The organism is Bacillus sp. FSL E2-8887 (assembly GCF_038007205.1).
Taxonomy (GTDB): Bacteria; Bacillota; Bacilli; order Bacillales; family Bacillaceae_G; genus Bacillus_A; species Bacillus_A mycoides.
Genome location: NZ_JBBOWS010000001.1, coordinates 300,460 through 317,508, shown reverse-complemented (window position 1 = coordinate 317,508; position 17,049 = coordinate 300,460). Strand labels below are relative to the sequence as shown.

At 34.6% G+C, this 17,049-nt stretch carries 16 protein-coding genes and 1 pseudogene; 1 reads left to right on the top strand and 16 read right to left on the bottom strand.

Annotation, left to right across the window (positions count from 1 at the left end; translation table 11 throughout):
* Window positions 1-42: 42 nt before the first annotated feature.
* From NSQ08_RS29860 to NSQ08_RS01365, 16 genes and pseudogenes are all read right to left on the bottom strand, one after another.
* Window positions 43-990 (bottom strand): methyl-accepting chemotaxis protein, encoded by a 948-nt coding sequence (locus tag NSQ08_RS29860; protein ID WP_445686580.1) that lies wholly within the window; start codon window positions 988-990, stop codon window positions 43-45.
* Window positions 982-1,995: pseudogene (locus tag NSQ08_RS29855) on the bottom strand (HAMP domain-containing protein); the annotation flags it as partial. The gene NSQ08_RS29860 and the pseudogene NSQ08_RS29855, both read right to left, overlap by 9 nt.
* 323 nt (window positions 1,996-2,318) lie before the next feature.
* Entirely contained in the window at window positions 2,319-3,047 is a 729-nt protein-coding gene (locus tag NSQ08_RS01430) for a C39 family peptidase (RefSeq protein ID WP_002125127.1), read from the bottom strand.
* Window positions 3,048-3,090: 43 nt separating this feature from the next.
* Window positions 3,091-3,912 carry a hypothetical protein gene (locus NSQ08_RS01425; protein WP_002140315.1) on the bottom strand — a complete coding sequence of 274 codons (822 nt, stop codon included), beginning with the start codon at window positions 3,910-3,912 and terminating at the stop codon, window positions 3,091-3,093.
* A gap of 233 nt (window positions 3,913-4,145) precedes the next feature.
* A complete protein-coding gene (locus NSQ08_RS01420) occupies window positions 4,146-5,384 on the bottom strand; it encodes a sensor histidine kinase (RefSeq protein WP_033708775.1) in 1,239 nt (412 codons plus the stop codon).
* An 11-nt stretch (window positions 5,385-5,395) separates the two neighbouring features.
* Window positions 5,396-6,067: a response regulator transcription factor gene (locus NSQ08_RS01415; protein WP_002091066.1), complete on the bottom strand. Its 672-nt coding sequence runs from the start codon at window positions 6,065-6,067 to the stop codon at window positions 5,396-5,398.
* 212 nt (window positions 6,068-6,279) lie between these two features.
* Window positions 6,280-6,984 carry a metallophosphoesterase family protein gene (locus tag NSQ08_RS01410; protein ID WP_060750505.1) on the bottom strand — a complete coding sequence of 235 codons (705 nt, stop codon included), beginning with the start codon at window positions 6,982-6,984 and terminating at the stop codon, window positions 6,280-6,282.
* Window positions 6,985-7,391: 407 nt separating this feature from the next.
* Window positions 7,392-8,768, bottom strand: a complete 1,377-nt coding sequence (locus tag NSQ08_RS01405) for an ABC transporter substrate-binding protein (protein WP_340770689.1) — start codon at window positions 8,766-8,768, stop codon at window positions 7,392-7,394.
* 27 nt (window positions 8,769-8,795) lie between these two features.
* Window positions 8,796-9,617: a carbohydrate ABC transporter permease gene (locus tag NSQ08_RS01400; protein ID WP_340770686.1), complete on the bottom strand. Its 822-nt coding sequence runs from the start codon at window positions 9,615-9,617 to the stop codon at window positions 8,796-8,798.
* Window positions 9,614-10,546 carry a carbohydrate ABC transporter permease gene (locus tag NSQ08_RS01395; RefSeq protein ID WP_000573576.1) on the bottom strand — a complete coding sequence of 311 codons (933 nt, stop codon included), beginning with the start codon at window positions 10,544-10,546 and terminating at the stop codon, window positions 9,614-9,616. Before NSQ08_RS01395 ends, NSQ08_RS01400 begins: the two co-directional genes overlap by 4 nt.
* Window positions 10,546-11,643 carry an ABC transporter ATP-binding protein gene (locus NSQ08_RS01390; protein ID WP_340770682.1) on the bottom strand — a complete coding sequence of 366 codons (1,098 nt, stop codon included), beginning with the start codon at window positions 11,641-11,643 and terminating at the stop codon, window positions 10,546-10,548. Before NSQ08_RS01390 ends, NSQ08_RS01395 begins: the two co-directional genes overlap by 1 nt.
* Window positions 11,640-12,206, bottom strand: coding sequence for a glycerol-3-phosphate responsive antiterminator (locus NSQ08_RS01385; protein ID WP_002010401.1), 567 nt, complete (start codon window positions 12,204-12,206; stop codon window positions 11,640-11,642). Before NSQ08_RS01385 ends, NSQ08_RS01390 begins: the two co-directional genes overlap by 4 nt.
* 307 nt (window positions 12,207-12,513) lie before the next feature.
* Window positions 12,514-13,194 (bottom strand): GNAT family N-acetyltransferase, encoded by a 681-nt coding sequence (locus NSQ08_RS01380; RefSeq protein WP_340770675.1) that lies wholly within the window; start codon window positions 13,192-13,194, stop codon window positions 12,514-12,516.
* 170 nt (window positions 13,195-13,364) lie between these two features.
* Window positions 13,365-14,237, bottom strand: a complete 873-nt coding sequence (locus NSQ08_RS01375; protein ID WP_002029673.1) for an ankyrin repeat domain-containing protein — start codon at window positions 14,235-14,237, stop codon at window positions 13,365-13,367.
* 289 nt (window positions 14,238-14,526) lie between these two features.
* Window positions 14,527-15,030, bottom strand: a complete 504-nt coding sequence (locus tag NSQ08_RS01370) for a nitrous oxide reductase accessory protein NosL (RefSeq protein WP_002140312.1) — start codon at window positions 15,028-15,030, stop codon at window positions 14,527-14,529.
* A 136-nt stretch (window positions 15,031-15,166) separates the two neighbouring features.
* Window positions 15,167-15,421, bottom strand: a complete 255-nt coding sequence (locus tag NSQ08_RS01365) for a hypothetical protein (protein WP_002029671.1) — start codon at window positions 15,419-15,421, stop codon at window positions 15,167-15,169.
* 255 nt (window positions 15,422-15,676) lie between these two features.
* On the opposite strand from NSQ08_RS01365, the gene NSQ08_RS01360 reads away from it, so the two are divergent.
* Complete coding sequence (locus NSQ08_RS01360; protein ID WP_002140311.1) at window positions 15,677-16,981, top strand: CitMHS family transporter; 1,305 nt, start codon at window positions 15,677-15,679, stop codon at window positions 16,979-16,981.
* Window positions 16,982-17,049: the final 68 nt, after the last annotated feature.

Sequence of the window (17,049 nt, the reverse complement as noted above, 5' to 3'; positions counted from 1 at the left end):
TAAGTAAGGTGATATTATTTTCACCTTACTTATTTGCTGTTATTATACTTTAAATTTACTAGTCATTGCTTGTAGTTCTTCGGCCATCTCAGCTAAGTTTTGCGAAGCCGAACTAATTTCTTCCATCGAATTTACTTGTTCTTCTGTTGAAGCTGCAACACTTTGCATACTAGCTGTATTTTCTTCTGCAGCCGCTGCAATTTCATCAATAGCGTTTGTCACTTCATTTGCATCTCCAGCGATTCTCTTCGTTGTTTCTACCATTTGATTAACTTGAGAAACAATATGAGTAGTAGAACTTAAAATTTCTGTAAAACTTACTTTCGTTTTTGTTACAACATCTAAGCCTTGTTGAACTTCCCCACTCACATTACCCATTGCCTTAACAGTATGTTCAATATCAGCCTTAATTTCTGCAATTAAATTTGCAATCTCTCCAGATGATTCTCCTGATTGCTCTGCTAATTTTCTAACTTCATCAGCTACAATAGCAAATCCTCTTCCCTGCTCACCTGCTCTTGCCGCTTCAATAGCTGCATTTAAAGCTAATAAGTTCGTTTGAGTAGCAATGTTTTGAATTGCTTCAGAAATAGCTCCTACCTGCTTTGATTTCTCATCAAGAAGTTTAATAATAGCATCTGACTCGGATACCGATTTAGAAATAGACTGCATTTGTTTTGCGGTTTGTTCAACTAAATCTTCTCCCTCTTCAGCTCTTTCTCGCGCATGTAATGAGGAAATAGAAATTGACTCTGCGCTTCCAGTTACATCTTGAATTGCTGTATTTACTTGTTGTAATGTAGCCGCACCTTCTTCAACACCTTGACTTTGTGATTCAGCCCCACCTGATACTTGTTCTATTGCAATTGTAATTTGATCTGTCGCATCATTTGCTTGCTGTACGCTCGCTGTTAACTCTTCAGCCGATGCAGCGACATGTTCTGCTGAAAAACTAATTTGAGTAATCACATCTTGTAAAGAGGCAGACATTTCATTAAATGAATTCCCTAATTTCCCTATATCATCCTTGGAATGGATTGTAATTTTCTCTGTCAAATCTCCCTTACTAATTTTATGTGCCGAGTCAGCTATTTTTCTTAATGGTCTTGTAATAGACTTTGTAATGAAATAAATTAATACACTACCAAATACAATAGCGATAGCAATGACAATCAAAGTCTTATAAAACACTGGATTCGCAGCTTGGGTAATTTCTTCGTCGAACATAACTCCAACTACTTTCCATCCTGTTTTCTCATTTGTTGCAAAGATTAAATTCTTTTTATCACCTTGTTCTGTATAAGACACATTTCCTTGTTTTTCTTCATAAATTGGTTTAATCCACGGATCAGTAACTTTTGCACCTGGTTTTCTAGATGGATGACTAACAATTTGCTTATTTTGATCTAGAATAACTGCATAACCTTTTTCACCAATGTTAATCATTTTGGAAATTTTTAAGATGTTATCTAAATTTAAGTTAATTCCTATAACACCTTTACCATCTTTTACTTCTTTAGCAATTGTCACTACCATATTTTTAGTAGATGCTGATTGATATGGTGCAGTAACAATTACCTTTCCTTTATTTTCATGCGCTTCTTTATACCAAGATCTATCTGTTGGGTTATAGCCATCAGACATTTGAATAAATGGTTCTCTTATAAACTTCCCCGTCTGCGTTCCAATATAAATACCTTCTACTTCTGGATGAAGCTTTATATATTGTGCTAACTTCGTTCTTACTATTTCTTCTTGTCCGTTTGGATATGTATCCTCTGTTAAAATGTCTGCAAAGTACGCCGCATCAACAAATTTCTCTTCTATATTTTGAGAAATAACAGTATTTAAAACTGAAATATTTTCCTTTGCTTTACCTGTAATTTGTTGTTCAAAATTTGTTTTGGCAGTTTGATATGAAACACCACCGATAATAAGTCCTGGTATAGTTAAAATAATAAAAAATGAAATGATTAATTTTTTATTGATACTCATACATTTAACCCAGTTAAATATTTTTTGCATAATAATCCTCCTTTATGTAATAGAACACTTGTGTAATTTTATACAATCAACATGTATAAAACAATATATAATGATAACATGTAATTTTTTCGTCAATTATGCATTTTTACATATCCACTTCTCCTAAACATTTTAATCCTAAAAAACAAGAGAACTTTAGCATATATAATAAGCTAAAGTTCTCTTGTTTTTTAACAGCTTCTCTTCAAAAAAATCTGCAAAACTTCTCTTACAATTCCTTAAATCTTTATCCTTCACCTTATAGTTATATAGTTCATGCTCTTCTTCCTAATTTATTTGGAGTTATTTACATAGCTAATTGCCTGACTCCCCATCTGCACCCATGCCTGTTCAAATTTTCCTCTTGGCACTTTTACATCTAAGCTATCATCGAGGGGATCTCGAATATATACAGATTCCTTATCGTACCCAACAAGTACAACACAATGTTCATTATACGTAATAGAAACATCCCCACTATTTGTTTCCCATGTAGTAAATTCATCTTCATCTAAAGGAGCATATGTTGCATTCGTAATCATGACTACCGGGTGCCCTGCTTTTACACTCTTATAAATTTCTTCTATACTCTTCCCTGTTAAGTCCACAGCTTTATTCGGTAAATATTTTTTTGCTAATTGAAAAAGTGGTCCGTGATATACACCGTATCCGGATTCAGAAAAGGTATAAATATTCCCTACAAATCCTTCATTCGGATTCCCACGTACACCATCTTCCATAAAATTAACTTTTTTTATTTCATTTGCTAATTTCATCTTATCTACAGAAACACCTGCGTATTGTAACATCATCGCTAAACTTGTTACTTCGCAGCCTCTATCTAACTCTGGTAATTGCTGAATTAAAGGCACATTTGATAACATGACTTTTTCATCGTTATTACTAAACTCTATTCGTTTTTGACTTTGTACACTTGAAAATAGTAACCCCTTTACTTTCTCCACATACTTTGTAATTCCATTTGTATATGCACCCCATACCCCTATACATAGTAAGGCCATACATATATACCACTTCCATTTTCGTATCACTCTCACGCCCTTTTTAATTCGTTAAATACGAATAAAACGCATTAGCATCTGTTTGAACCATAGGAACAAACTTAAGCTCTTTTCCCTTTTCAGGTTGTTCAAGATTTATCTTCTCCGCTAAATCTTGAATCTTCAAATTCGTTCTATCCATACCTAGCTCATCTGCTATTTCTATTACCTTTTGCTCATTTATTTCTCTTAATACTTGATATATATCTTTGCCATATAAATCAATATGATATTTTTTTGCTTCTTCCTGTACTTTTTGTTCGTACACTTCCCCTGCTAACTCTTCCATCTCTTTTCCTTGTTGAGCAATACCTAGCTTTTCTGCTTCTTCTCTAACTTTCGTTCCGTAGATTTCTTCCTCAATCTCTTCTATTTCTTTTCCTTCAGTTGAAACACCAAGCTTTTCTGCTTCATTATTAATTTTAATCTTATTAATTTGATCAATTAAACTTACAATCGACGTATTCTCTATAGATATTCCTAGTTTCAACGCTTCTTTCCTCACTTTTGTTTCATAAATTTCTTCTGAAAGAATTCCAACATCTTTTCCTTCTGCCGAGATACCTAATTGATTAGCTTCTCTTCCTACTTCCGTCTCATGAATTTCTTTTTCTAACGTAATTTGTTCTTTCCCATCCGTTTCAATGCCTAACTTTTCCGCTTTTTCTTCCGTATGCATTGCATGTATTTTCCCATCATTTAATTGTTCTTTACTACGCTGCGTGTAATCTGTCTTTCCTTTTGTCATTCCAGAAGGGGAGGCACCCCCTAATATACTTAAACTCATTACTCCAATAGTGAATACCGTCATCATTTTCTTTTTCAAGACTTCTTCCTCCCTCTCACGCTTTCTTTTTCCAGCTTTCCCATAATTTTTTTTATACTATACATAAACTTCATCTCTGTTAGAAATAACCTTATGATTTATCCAGTTCATTCAAAAAAACCTTACATCTTTTCTTTCCATCACAAGTTTCCATTATGTAATACATGCTACAAGTTATTCCTTAACTTTCCCTTAAAAAAGACGACCTTGTAAAAACAAGGTCGTCTTCTCACTTATAATCTTTGATTTTTTGGGAAAATCACTTCAAAACAAGTTCCTTCTCCCCATTTGCTCTCTACCGATATTTTTCCATAATGCTTTTCTACAATCCAATTAGCGATTGAAAGACCTAACCCAGCTCCTTCTGACATACTTCTTGCTTTGTCTCCTTGATAAAAACGATCAAATAAATTTGGAATATCTTCTTCTTTAACTCCTATCCCATTATCTTTCACCCGTATACAAATTGAATTACTCGTTTGTGTGCAATCAATTTGAATATGCCCATCTTCATTCGTATACTTCATCGCATTATCTAACAATATGACCATCATTTGATGGATTCTCTCTCTATCACCCATAAACGTTATATCACGTTCTACTTTTAATATCATCGCTTTTTCTTGATAAGAGGCAATTTCTTTATATGGATTTATAATTTCTTCTAACAACTTATCCAGTTCAAATGTTTTCTTATCCATCTCAATTTGATTAGAATCCGAACGTGCTAACAACAATAAATTGCTAACGAGTTTCGATAGCCGCCTACATTCTTTTGAAATTGTAGAGATATCCACGGCTTTTTCTTCTATCGTAGCGGATGGCGACTGGAATAATACATCCGTTTTTGATTGAATAACTGCAAGCGGTGTTCTTAATTCATGTGATGCATCGGAAACGAATTGCTGCTGTTTCTCCCATGAATTTTGAATAGGTATGAGTGCCCTGCCAGCTAGGAAAAAACCGATACCTATTGCACATAGACTGCCTATGCTACAACCTATTATGAGAATTAAAAATAAAGTATTTAGCATCTCTTCTTCAGCTGTTGTATCACGTACAATTTGAACTATTTTTCCATCTTCTTGAAACGCAAACGTTCTAAAATATCGTCCTTGCACTTCAATATCTTGCAAATCCCCTACCTTTTTTGGAGAAAACTTTTCCAAATCCCCTTCAAAGTTAGAGCGAAATTTATGGTTATCGCCTTCTATCTCCACTATTTTTCCATTCCAAGTTATTATAGTTATCCGTGGGTCTCGAATTTTGATATTCTCTATACGTTTTCTTGGTGGTGGCATTTTAACATCAAATTTTTCTCTATACTGAGTTATCATTTTTATAGATTGATCCACTTCATTATAAGTACGCTTGTATGTGTACGAATAAATAATACTACCTAATACACCTATTAATAGGATAAATACTAACGAATTCAATATAGTTAGACGAATACGTGTCTTTTGAAACATGCTTCCCTTTCTCATTGTTCTTTTAATATATATCCAATACCACGAACGGTTTGAATATCTTTCTGATAACCGAATGGTTCTAATTTTTTACGTAAATGATGTACATACACTTCTACAATTGCTACTGTCGTATCAGAATCAAATCCCCAAACACGATCAAAAATTTGTTCACGCATTAAAATCTTCCCGCTATTTTGAATGAGATACTCTAGTAGCTCATATTGTTTTAATGTCAGCTTAATACCTTGTCCATCTACTTGAATGTCTTTATCTTTTCCGAACAATTCAATCCCTTTATAGCGAATGGTCTGCTGTGTTGTTAAACTACCACTTCTGCGTAGTAATGCACGAATTCTCGCTTTTAATTCAGGGGCCTGAAACGGTTTAACAATATAATCATCTCCACCAAAGTCCAATCCTTTCACTCGATCTTCTAAAGAATCTCTCGCTGTCAAAAACAGGACTGGCGTTTCAATCTTTTCATCACGTATTTTTTGAATCACTTCAAATCCGTCCATTTCTGGCATCATCACATCAAGCAAAATTGCATCATAAATGTTTTGCAGCGCCAAAAACAAGCCGTCTTCCCCATTCATTGCCGTATCCACTTCAAATTCATCACGTAAAATTTGTACGATAGACTCTAATAACGAGGCATTATCTTCTACTACAAGTAAGCGCATATTCTCACCTTCCACAATCTATTTCAACTCTCTTTATTATTGCATCTCTTCTCTTCATAACGAAATAATGTAATCATATTATGTAATTTCATTTTCAACTATTTCCTTCTAAAGTTTTGCTCGATATAAAATTTTGAACCTTTATTATAAAGGCTCTTTCTTAAATTTTGCTTAATAAAAAATTGAAAGAAATAAGATTACCCTTATCTCTTTCAATTTTTTACTACATACACCTTTTTACTCGGCAATTCTAAACAATTTAACTGACCACCATAAACCGCACCGCCATCAATTCCAATAATACGATTACTACCAAAATACACTCCGCAATTCTCACTACCATGAAGCGTTTTTGTTTCCGTATGGCCAAATACAACAACCTTTTCGCCGCTATATCCATTATGAAATTCATTACGGATCCACATTAACGTATATGGTTCAGATTCAGAAACTCGGTTCATCGGCTCAACACCAGCATGTACAAAGATATACTCTTCTGTTTCAATGTAATGATCTAATTCTTGAATAAACGTTACATGTTCCTCTAATATATGAGATTGTAAAATCGGTTTTTGGAAGTTTTCCTCATTAACCGCAATGTCTTCTTCTACAAATCCATAGCTATATAACGTTTTATCTCCACCATTCCTTTTTACCCAATGGTTCCATGAACGTTCCTCATCAGTCGTTAACGCCTTAATCATCATATCTTCATGATTGCCCTTTAGAACGAGGGCTCCCGCTTCTTTTAACTCTTTTACCTTTTCAATTACTGCACGCGCATTTGGACCACGATCTACATAATCCCCCAACAAAATTAGTTGATCCTGTTTTGCATCGTAGTGAGCTTCTTCCAATAATTGTTCGAACTTTTCTATTTCTCCATGAATATCACTAATAACAAGAATTCTTTTCATATTATCCCCTTCTTTCTAAACCATTCTCTTTCTAATTATAATTCAAAACGACAGAAACTTCTGAATCACATTTATTACAAACTAAAACTATTATCCTTACAACAATGTAAGTCTCTTGTCATCCAATTCGATGGTTGCAATTACTGCATTTCCTTATACTAAAAGTAAGAAATGAAACAAAAAACAAGGAGAGATGAGATATGAAAAAAGTGATGGAAGTTGTAGTAGCGGTGGCAGAGGTTTTTGTAAATGGGAAACAAGTTGCAATGGAGTTAAACAAATAATGAAAAAGACAAAATTCATTCTAGACCCTTTACTCATATAAACGAGATAAGACTTCATCATTTCTTTGATCCCTTATCTCCCAATAAAGAAAGCCGCATCCTGAAAAAGGATGCGGCGTTCTCTTATTTTTGACTCGTACGAGCTGAAATACTAATTGCTCTATCTGTTGCTTTTGCAGCTTCATCTAAAGCTCCTTTACTATTCTTTCCGTCATACATTGCTTCTAATGCTTTTACAACTGCATCTCTTGATTCTGGGAATACACTAATTAATGCCCCTTGAGTTGCTGGAGATTGCTTCGTTGCTTGTAATTGCTCTACCGTTACTTTTAACTGCGGATACTTTTCATACTGCTCTTTTACTAACGGCTCATTATATGCATCTGGATTAATTGAGAAATATCCTGTTGCAGTATGCCATTTTGCTTGTACATCTGGCTTCGTTAAATATTTCATAAAGTCCCAAGCACCTTGCTGCGTTTCTTCTGAAACCATATTCGTCATCCATAATGATGCACCGCCAATAACAACACCATTTTGTTTCGAATCTTCTGGATACGGAATATACGAAACGCCTACATTAAACTTAGATGCATCAATTAAATCACGAACACCAGCTGAAGAATCTAAATACATAGCAACTTGTCCAGACTGGAACGCAGCACGAATATCATCCCAACTTGCTCCATACTTTCCAAGTGCACCAGCTTTATTTAATTCATCTAACATCCCAAATACTTTTTGACCTTCTTTTCCGTTAAATACCGCTTTCTTTGCAGCATCTTTACGGCCGTTTTCGTTGTCTACATATAAAGCACCTTGTGTCGCTAACAACTCTTCAAAGAACCAACCATAATTCAGCATTGAAAATCCATACTGCTTTACATTTCCGCCTTCTTTAATCGTTAACTTTTTCGCCGCTTCTTTTAACTCATCATATGTTTGCGGAGCTTTCTCTGGATCTAATCCAGCCTTCGCGAAAGCATCCTTATTATAAATTAATACTGGTGTAGATGAATTAAACGGCATAGAATACATTTTTTCATCAACTGAATAATAGTTCGTAATTGCTTTTTCTAATTTTGATGTATCGTACTTATCTTTTTTAATCCAGCTATCGATAGGCGTAATCTTTTTGCTATCAATCATATACTTCGTTGTAATTTCACTCGATTGAACAAGAGCTGGCGCTTCTTTCGTTGCAGACATCGTTTTAAATTTCGTTAAAGACTCTTCGTATGTTCCTTGGAACTCTGCCTTTATCTCGTATTTATTCTGCGACTTATTATAGTCTGCAACAAGCCCATCTAGTACACCTTGTGTTTTTCCACCCATTGCATGCCAGAAACGAATTACAGTTTTATCACCATTCTTTTCAACTGGAGCTACTTTTGCCTGTGCTTCAGGTTTCCCCTCTGTTTTACTATTTGAACAAGCTGCGCCGGTTAATGCCATTGTGGCTGCCATTAAAAGAGCAGCACTTTTTTTCAATAAACTCATCTCAATCCCACCTTTTCCTATGTATGCTTATTTAATTGCACCTTTTGTTAATCCTTTTTGTAATTGCTTTTGCCCTAAAAATAGTAAAATCAACGTTGGAATGACGATAACCGTAACACCGGCCATTACACTGCCCCAATCAGTTGCAACTTCTTGAGATTGAAGCTGCTTTACACCAATTTGAACCGTTCTTACTTTTTCATCAGTGGTTACTAAGAGCGGCCACAAATACATATTCCACGTTGTTAAAAAGCTATATACTCCAAGCGTAATAAAACTCGTTTTACAATACGGAATTACAACACTGAATAAAAACCTTACATTTCCAATCCCTTCAATAAAAGCAGCTTCTTTCAGTTCATTCGGAAGTGTCATAAAATGTTGACGTAGTAAGAAAATACCGAAAGCTGTTGCAAAAAATGGCACCGTTATCCCAGCAAAACTATTAATCCATCCGAAGTTTTGAATCGTTAAAAAGTTCGGTACCATCGTTGCTTCCCACGGAATAAGCATTGTTGAAATAAACAAGAAGAAAATTAAGTTTCTGCCTTTAAACTGAAGAAAAACAAAAGCATAAGCTGCTAAACTGGATACGATAAGTTGTCCAAGCATAACAACTGTCGATACAATTAAACTGTTATATAAGTATGTAAAAAGAGGTACTTTTTGAAAAATATTAATGAAATTATCAAAAGTAAATTGAGTTGGAAATAACCTTCTCATTTGAATATCGTCTGGTGTCATAAAGCTTATTAAAAACGCATACAGTACAGGAAAAAACACCATTACTGCACTAATAATGAGCAGCATGTATAATAGGAAATTTTGTTTCCACTGTTTAACGATCATTTATAATGCACCTTTCTCTCAGCAAACTTAAATTGAATCAATGTAGCAATAAAAATGAAAATAAATAATACCATCGCTTGTGCACTTGCTGTTCCAAATTGATGATTCACAAATGCCTCTTTATAAATCGAGTACACAATTAAATTCGTTGCATCATTCGGTCCACCGTGCGTTAAAATATCAATTTGTCCAAAGCTTTGGAATGCACTAATTAACGTTACTGTCACGATAAAAAATAAAGTTGGTGATAGCATCGGTAATGTAACGCGGCGAAGCTTATATAAATAACTAGCACCATCTATAGATGCACTCTCATATAAAGACGTATCAATATTTTGTAAACCACCTAATATAACTAAAAATGCAAATCCTGTATTCACCCAAACCGTTGTAACCGATACAGAAAACAGTGCCCATTCTGGACTCGTTAACCATGCGATTGCAGGAAGATTCATAGAGGCTAATATATTATTAAATAACCCTACACTTGGATGAAATAAAAATAGCCAAATCACTGCACTAGCAGCTACTGATATTCCCATCGTTGAAGAAAACAGTACTCGGAATAACCCGATCCCTCTTACTTTTTCATTTGCAATTAATGCAAGAAATAAGGCGAATACAATGCTAGTAGGAACTGTATATAAAACAAATAATAAAGTTGACTTTATACTTTTGTAGAAAGCAGGATCCGAAAATAAATATTGATAATTTTCTAAGCCAACGAAAAGATTAGCTTCTCCGTGTATATCTGTTAAATAAAAGCTATAGTAGATCGTCCTAAACAATGGATAGAAAAGAAAAATTGAAAATAACAAAATAGATGGCGCCAAAAACAATAATCCTATTCTTAAATCTTTCGTTCTGCCCCATAAACTCTTCTTTTTTGACACTGTTGTTTGAACTGGTAACTTACCTACTTCAATCATTATTTCGCCACCACTTTCAACTCTTCTTCAGCCACCACTTTTAATCGTTCATTCGTATTTTGGTGAAAGAAGCATAGTTTTTCTTGCGAGAATAATAATTTTACTTTGTCACCTTTGTTCAGGAGTAACTGTCCGATGACTTTCGCACCCCAAGTTGTTCCATTTACCGCAAAGTTTAATATAGATTCATTCCCTAATACTTCTACAGATTGCAGCGTCACTTCTTGTCCTTCCTCAGACAGTGCAATATGCTCAGGACGCATACCTATTCGAATAGTTCCTTCTGGTAATTGCTTTAGCTGTCCAATAGATAATGGGATTTGCAATTGCCCTATATGTAATATGCCTTTTTCTTTATCCACTTCCCCATCATTTATATTCATAGAAGGAGAACCTATAAAACTTGCAACAAATTCGTTTGCTGGTTCGTTATATATATCAAGCGGTGTTCCAACTTGTTGTATACTTCCTTTATTTAAAACCATAATACGATCTCCCATAGTCATTGCTTCTATTTGATCGTGAGTAACGTAAATCATCGTAATTCCTAATCGTTGCTGAATTTCTCTAATTTCAATCCTCATCTGTGCACGTAATTTCGCATCTAAATTCGAAAGTGGTTCATCCATTAAACAAATCGGTGCTTGACTGACGATGGCCCTAGCAAGTGCAACACGCTGTCTTTGCCCGCCTGATAATTGGCCCGGTTTCATTTTCACATACTCTTTCAGTCCTACCATTTCAATAGCTTCCATTAATCGCTTTTGTCGCTCTTCTTTTTGTACCTTCCTTACCTTAAGTCCAAATAAAATATTTTCTTCTACAGTTAGGTGTGGATATAATGCATAATTTTGAAATACCATTGATAGATTACGGTCTTTCGGCTCTAAATCATTTGCAACATGTTCATTAATAATTAAATCTCCCGAAGAAATTTCTTCTAAACCAGCCAGCATTCGTAATAATGTACTTTTTCCACATCCTGAAGGTCCAACTAAAACAAAAAATTCTCCTCTTTTGATATGAACTGATACGTCTTTAACTGCTGTCTCTTCCGCATTTTTATATACCTTTGAAACATTTTTCAATTCAATCACAAGGTTGCACTCCTTTTTTCTTCTTGTATCCACACTTCATAATGACTCGTTGAAATTGCACTTGCTCCTGCACGAATTGCGATTTCTGCATCCTCTCGCGTTTGAATCAGCCCACCTGCAATAATAGGGAATTTTATTTCCTCCGCTAGCTGTTTAATAATAGAAGGCATAATGCCAGGCATAATCTCTACTGCATTCGGTTTAGTCGTTTTACAATTTTCAATTGATTTTGTAAGAGATAAAGTATCAACAATAAAAATGCGTTGAATCGTTTTCAATCCAATTTTATTGGCATTTCGAATTGTCGATCCCTTTGTCGAAATAATACCTTGTGCTCCGATAACATCTTGAATATATAAAAGTGCTTCCTCTGTGTTCGTATTTAAGCCTTGTATAAAATCACAATGAAGAAATACATCGTGTCCATGTTTCTGTAGTTCATATACACGCTCTGGTAACTCCAGCATTGAACCAGTCATAAGAAAAACTGTTTTCGGTAATTTTTTGTATGTTTTGTACCCTTTCCAATCCTTTATCATCGCAATATAAGGTTCTTTAAACATTTATTCCACCTAGCTTTTCTATTTTTATCCAAACTAAAAACACCTACTTACATAGAACACCTTTCTCCTTATTTGAACTCTAGGGAATAGAGCACACTTAAGAAAGCGGCACGTTATATGTAAGCGGGTGTTCTCAAATGTTCTCTACCCTAGTTATTTTGTTACCTTTACTATATTACGCATTTATTAAGTCAGTTTTGATAAATTGTTAATTAGATGTTAATCGAATGTTAATATTCACCATATTACTTTTACAATAATCTAGATATACGAATAAACCCCAACAGAACACAACAATGTTTAAAATTCAATCAATGTGTAAATTCATTCCATAGTTAATGAGTTTTAGTTTTCTCGCCACTGCTTGCGAAGCAAAGTTATCCCAAGAAGTACTATAAAACGGAATGCGCTTTTCCTCTTGTATTGATAGTGCCCAGGCTGTAACGACATCAGCACCATATCCATTCCCTTGAAACTCCACTAAAGTTTCTACACTTGCCTCAGCAGCTACGGGCGTACTTCTGGCACTGCAACATATAGAAACTACCTTTTCATTTTTTACAATTGCAAAATAAGGTCGCCTCCATTCCATCTGTTCTATTAGATTAGAAAATTTTTCTCGCAAAAGCTCTTTATTCTTCTCTGTTATTTGTATTGTTCTAGTTGGCTTATGTAAATTATTAGGGAACATGAAAGCAGGACCCACCCAAATATTCTCCACCGTTCTCTCTTCATTTAATACTTTAATGATCTTTGCTATCTCAATGTGATTTGAGCATTCTCGAATTAATTTCTCAATCTTACTTATCATTTCACCATGCAGTTTATAATGATACCTCGTTATATTCCCTTCACGAGTTCTGCTAAGAAAAAAACGTGGTGCTTTCAGATTTCCATTTTCATTTACACACTTTATTCTTCCTACTTGATTATGAACAAATAAAACTTCTGCCTGAATTGCTATTAACTCAAGTTCTGAAAATCGCATTTATACCCTCCTTAATTACTATTTGTAGCCTTCTCGATATAGCATCCATCCATTTTTTCAAAACAAAAATCCCATTTAAATACACATTACTGAATCCATCATACTAAAATGACTTCTTCATTCTGTCTATCTAAATGGGATTATCTCGTGCTTTTTATTTCTTCAGCTTGTTATTCTGCCAGTTGTGGTTGCGGCTGTACTACTTCATTCGCTCCAGCTATCCTCAACATATTCGCAATATCTTTAAAACCTCTTTTTTCAGCATATTGCAGCGGCGTAATATTTTCCTTATTGGCCATATTTACATCTGCCCCGTGGTCAATAAGCATTTGAATTACTTTCTTATGACTTTCACTACCATTTCCTAATACAATTGCTTCTAATAAAGCTGTTCCACCACGTTCATTCTTATAATTCACATCAATATCTGTATGCTCTAATAATTCTTTAACAACCTCTACATGGCCACGCTCAGATGCAGAAATAAGTGCTGTTCCACCTGACTTAGTCGTTTCCTTCGTATTAACTCCTGCATTAATTAATACTTTTACAATATCCGTATATCCTTCTCTACTTGCATAAAGAAATGGATTACTTTGTTTTTCGTCTTGAATTTCAATATCAGCACCCGCATCAATTAATGCTTTAACTGTCTCTACATGATTTTGATACGTCGCTGCAAGGACAGGCGTTTCTCCGTTGTCACCTTCTACATTGATATTCGCTCCATCTTGGATCAGCTTCATAGCTGTTTCTGTGTCTCCAAGCGTCGCAGAAAGTAGCAACTGTTTGTCCATTAAATTTATACTTTTTTCTTCTTTAGATTCTTCCTGTTCTTTATGCTTTTCTTTTTTCTTTTCGTTTTTCACATGAACCGGTTTTGATTCTGGCTCCTCTTGCTTATCGCAAGCCACTACCGTCATTAAAAGTCCTAATAACATACATAATAAAATTTTTTGTTTTCTCACAACTACAGCTCCTATGAAAGATAATGTTTTCTTAACCATTCCTCCATCACATACAATAACTCTTCTTGAGTACATTTATCCATAAGCCCTTTAGATTCCTTCTTTAATCGGATTATCTTAAACTTATACTATGTTTCTCAACCTATTGGAATGATACGCCTGATGGCCTCATCATTAACATTATGAAGCAATTAGTTTAGCACGTTTTTACCGCATTTGTATATATTTCTAAAAAGTACATAAATGATTGCTTTAGGTTACTATATTCCATTGTAACCGTTCTTCTAAAATTTTTACACCTTTTCTATATTTGCACCTGAGTAATAATAGAAAAAGACAACTATATAGTTGTCTTTTTCTATTATTAATGATGCCCACCGTGATTCCCTGTTTTCGGTTTCCCCATCATCTCTTTATTCATTTCCCATTTATGCTCTGATAGCTCTTTATACGAAAGAACTTTCCCCTTATAGTTAGATACAAAACTCTCTGCATCTTTTTTATTTTTAAATGAAATGACATTATAAGCCATCGGTGTCGTTATTGTTTTATCATATACGTAAGTAGCATCTTCTAACGAAACCCAATCTTTCGAATCATAATCTCGAACAAATTTTTCTTTCGTCTTTTCACCTGAATTGATCTCCATCCATTTATACATACAACCGATATCATCAAACTTTAACGCTTTTCCACTTTCTAAAATGATTTCTGTTGCAAATTGATTATCCATTACCCCGATTTGGCAAATATCACATTTATCATGTTTCTCATTAATTGCCACAGCTTTTATTTCCTGTTTTCCACATCCTACTGCCATAAAGATGAAACATACACATATAACAAGTACGACATATTTTACCCTCATTAATATTCCTCCCTAAAAACCGTATACTCCACGAAAAGAATAGCAGAAGGTTGTGTGAGATTTGTGAAAAAACAATGTTTTTTTTGTAATATATGGAACAAAAAAGAGATGTGCAGTTACTTCTACACATCCCTCATCATTCACAACCAGTAATTAATAAATCATCTTCCAGCTTAACTAATAATGTATCCGTATCAATTTCCTGTCCAACTTCTACATTTACTAATCTTATATTTCCACTGATCCCTATCCCGATTTTCTCAAGCTCACCATCATTTTTTCGGATCATCATTAATTTCTCCCATTCATATACGTAAGAGGATTCATTAATAAAAATCTCCTCTACTTTTCCTTTACATGAACTATAAATCTCTTCTATTCTTGTTTCCATTCAAAATCTACTCCCTACTTCACGCGCTTCTCGTTTTCACCTTATTCTACCATTCTTGTACGAAGGTATTTATCTTTTTAAAAATTCAAAATTACCTCATGAACAAAATGATCAAAATAAAGATTATGTTTCTAATGATGTTATTTCTTTAATTATTTACCATTCGAATTGAACCTTTTATTATAAATAAAAAACCTTTTATCTGAATTTTCTTTTTATATTGAAAGCGCAATCATTTTTTGAGGGGGAGATTACATGGTAGCATTACTTGGATTTGCAATGGTATTCGTCTTTATGTTTTTGATTATGACTAAACGTATGTCAGCCTTAGTAGCATTAATATTAGTTCCAATTATTTTCGCATTAATTGGTGGCTTTTATGCCAATATGGGCCCGATGATGTTAGAAGGAATTCAAAAGCTAGCACCTACTGGTATTATGCTTATGTTCGCCATTTTATATTTCGGAATTATGATTGATAGCGGTTTATTCGATCCTGTTATTAGTAAAATTTTAAAATTTGTAAAAGGTGATCCTTTAAAAATTGTTGTTGGTACAGCTATTCTTACTATTATCGTTTCATTAGATGGTGACGGAACAACAACATATATGATTACAGTTTCCGCAATGTATCCACTATATAAACGTCTTGGAATGAATCCACTTATATTAGCTGGGGTTGTTATGTTAGGGGCAGGTGTTACAAATCTTACACCTTGGGGTGGACCAACTGCTCGGGTTATGAGTGCTCTTGGACTTGATGCATCAGAGCTCTTCACACCACTTATACCAGGAATGATTGCTGGTGCAATTTGGGTAGTTTTCGTTGCCTACTATCTTGGAAAAAAAGAAAGAAAACGTTTAGGAATTATGGATGTCCAATATTTAAAACACATGCAAACAATGGATGAGCAAGCTGCGACAGTCGAAGCTGCCGTGCATAAACGCCCGAAACTGCTATGGATTAACTTTTTATTAACTGCTTCCCTCCTCGTTTGTCTCATACTAGAGATTATGCCGTTACCTGTTTTATTTACAGTCGCTTTTGCTATTGCTGTTATGATTAACTATCCAAACTTAGAACAGCAAAAAGAGCGTATTGCGTCTCACGCTGGAAACGTATTAGCGGTTGTTTCTCTCGTCTTTGCTGCTGGAATTTTCACAGGTATTCTATCTGGAACAAAAATGGTAGATGCAATGGCTCAAAGTGTTGTTACTCTTATACCAGATGCACTTGGCCCCCAACTTCCAATTATTACAGCTTTACTAAGTATGCCGTTCACATTTTTCATGTCTAATGATGCCTTTTACTTCGGTGTATTACCTATTTTAACGAAAGCTGCTGCCGCTTACGGAATTAGTGCAGCAGAAATGGGACGTGCTTCGTTACTCGGTCAACCTGTTCACTTACTGAGTCCCCTCGTGGCTTCCACTTATTTATTAGTCGGAATGGCCAAGGTTGATTTTGGTGAACACCAACGATTCACTTTACTTTGGGCTGTTGGAACGACAATGGTTATGTTGATTACTGGAATTGTAATTGGAATTATTCCAATATAAGATGAAACTGGAAAAAACAGTAGAGGAAATGTAGTAATCCTCTACTGTTTTTATTGTTGTAAAAATCC

Bases quoted from the DNA above. Each gene is read 5' to 3' on its own strand.
- NSQ08_RS01395 (WP_000573576.1), bottom strand. From the start codon at position 10,546: ATGATTGAAGTAGGTAAGTTACCAGTTCAAACAACAGTGTCAAAAAAG.
- NSQ08_RS01430 (WP_002125127.1), bottom strand. From the start codon at position 3,047: ATGGCCTTACTATGTATAGGGGTATGGGGTGCATATACAAATGGAATT.
- NSQ08_RS01410 (WP_060750505.1), bottom strand. From the start codon at position 6,984: ATGAAAAGAATTCTTGTTATTAGTGATATTCATGGAGAAATAGAAAAG.
- NSQ08_RS29860 (WP_445686580.1), bottom strand. From the start codon at position 990: ATGTCTGCCTCTTTACAAGATGTGATTACTCAAATTAGTTTTTCAGCA.
- NSQ08_RS01415 (WP_002091066.1), bottom strand. From the start codon at position 6,067: ATGCGCTTACTTGTAGTAGAAGATAATGCCTCGTTATTAGAGTCTATC.
- NSQ08_RS01420 (WP_033708775.1), bottom strand. From the start codon at position 5,384: ATGTTTCAAAAGACACGTATTCGTCTAACTATATTGAATTCGTTAGTA.
- NSQ08_RS01400 (WP_340770686.1), bottom strand. From the start codon at position 9,617: ATGATCGTTAAACAGTGGAAACAAAATTTCCTATTATACATGCTGCTC.
- NSQ08_RS01405 (WP_340770689.1), bottom strand. From the start codon at position 8,768: ATGAGTTTATTGAAAAAAAGTGCTGCTCTTTTAATGGCAGCCACAATG.
- NSQ08_RS01380 (WP_340770675.1), bottom strand. From the start codon at position 13,194: ATGCGATTTTCAGAACTTGAGTTAATAGCAATTCAGGCAGAAGTTTTA.
- NSQ08_RS01370 (WP_002140312.1), bottom strand. From the start codon at position 15,030: ATGAGGGTAAAATATGTCGTACTTGTTATATGTGTATGTTTCATCTTT.
- NSQ08_RS01365 (WP_002029671.1), bottom strand. From the start codon at position 15,421: ATGGAAACAAGAATAGAAGAGATTTATAGTTCATGTAAAGGAAAAGTA.
- NSQ08_RS01375 (WP_002029673.1), bottom strand. From the start codon at position 14,237: ATGTACTCAAGAAGAGTTATTGTATGTGATGGAGGAATGGTTAAGAAA.
- NSQ08_RS01385 (WP_002010401.1), bottom strand. From the start codon at position 12,206: ATGTTTAAAGAACCTTATATTGCGATGATAAAGGATTGGAAAGGGTAC.
- NSQ08_RS01360 (WP_002140311.1), top strand. From the start codon at position 15,677: ATGGTAGCATTACTTGGATTTGCAATGGTATTCGTCTTTATGTTTTTG.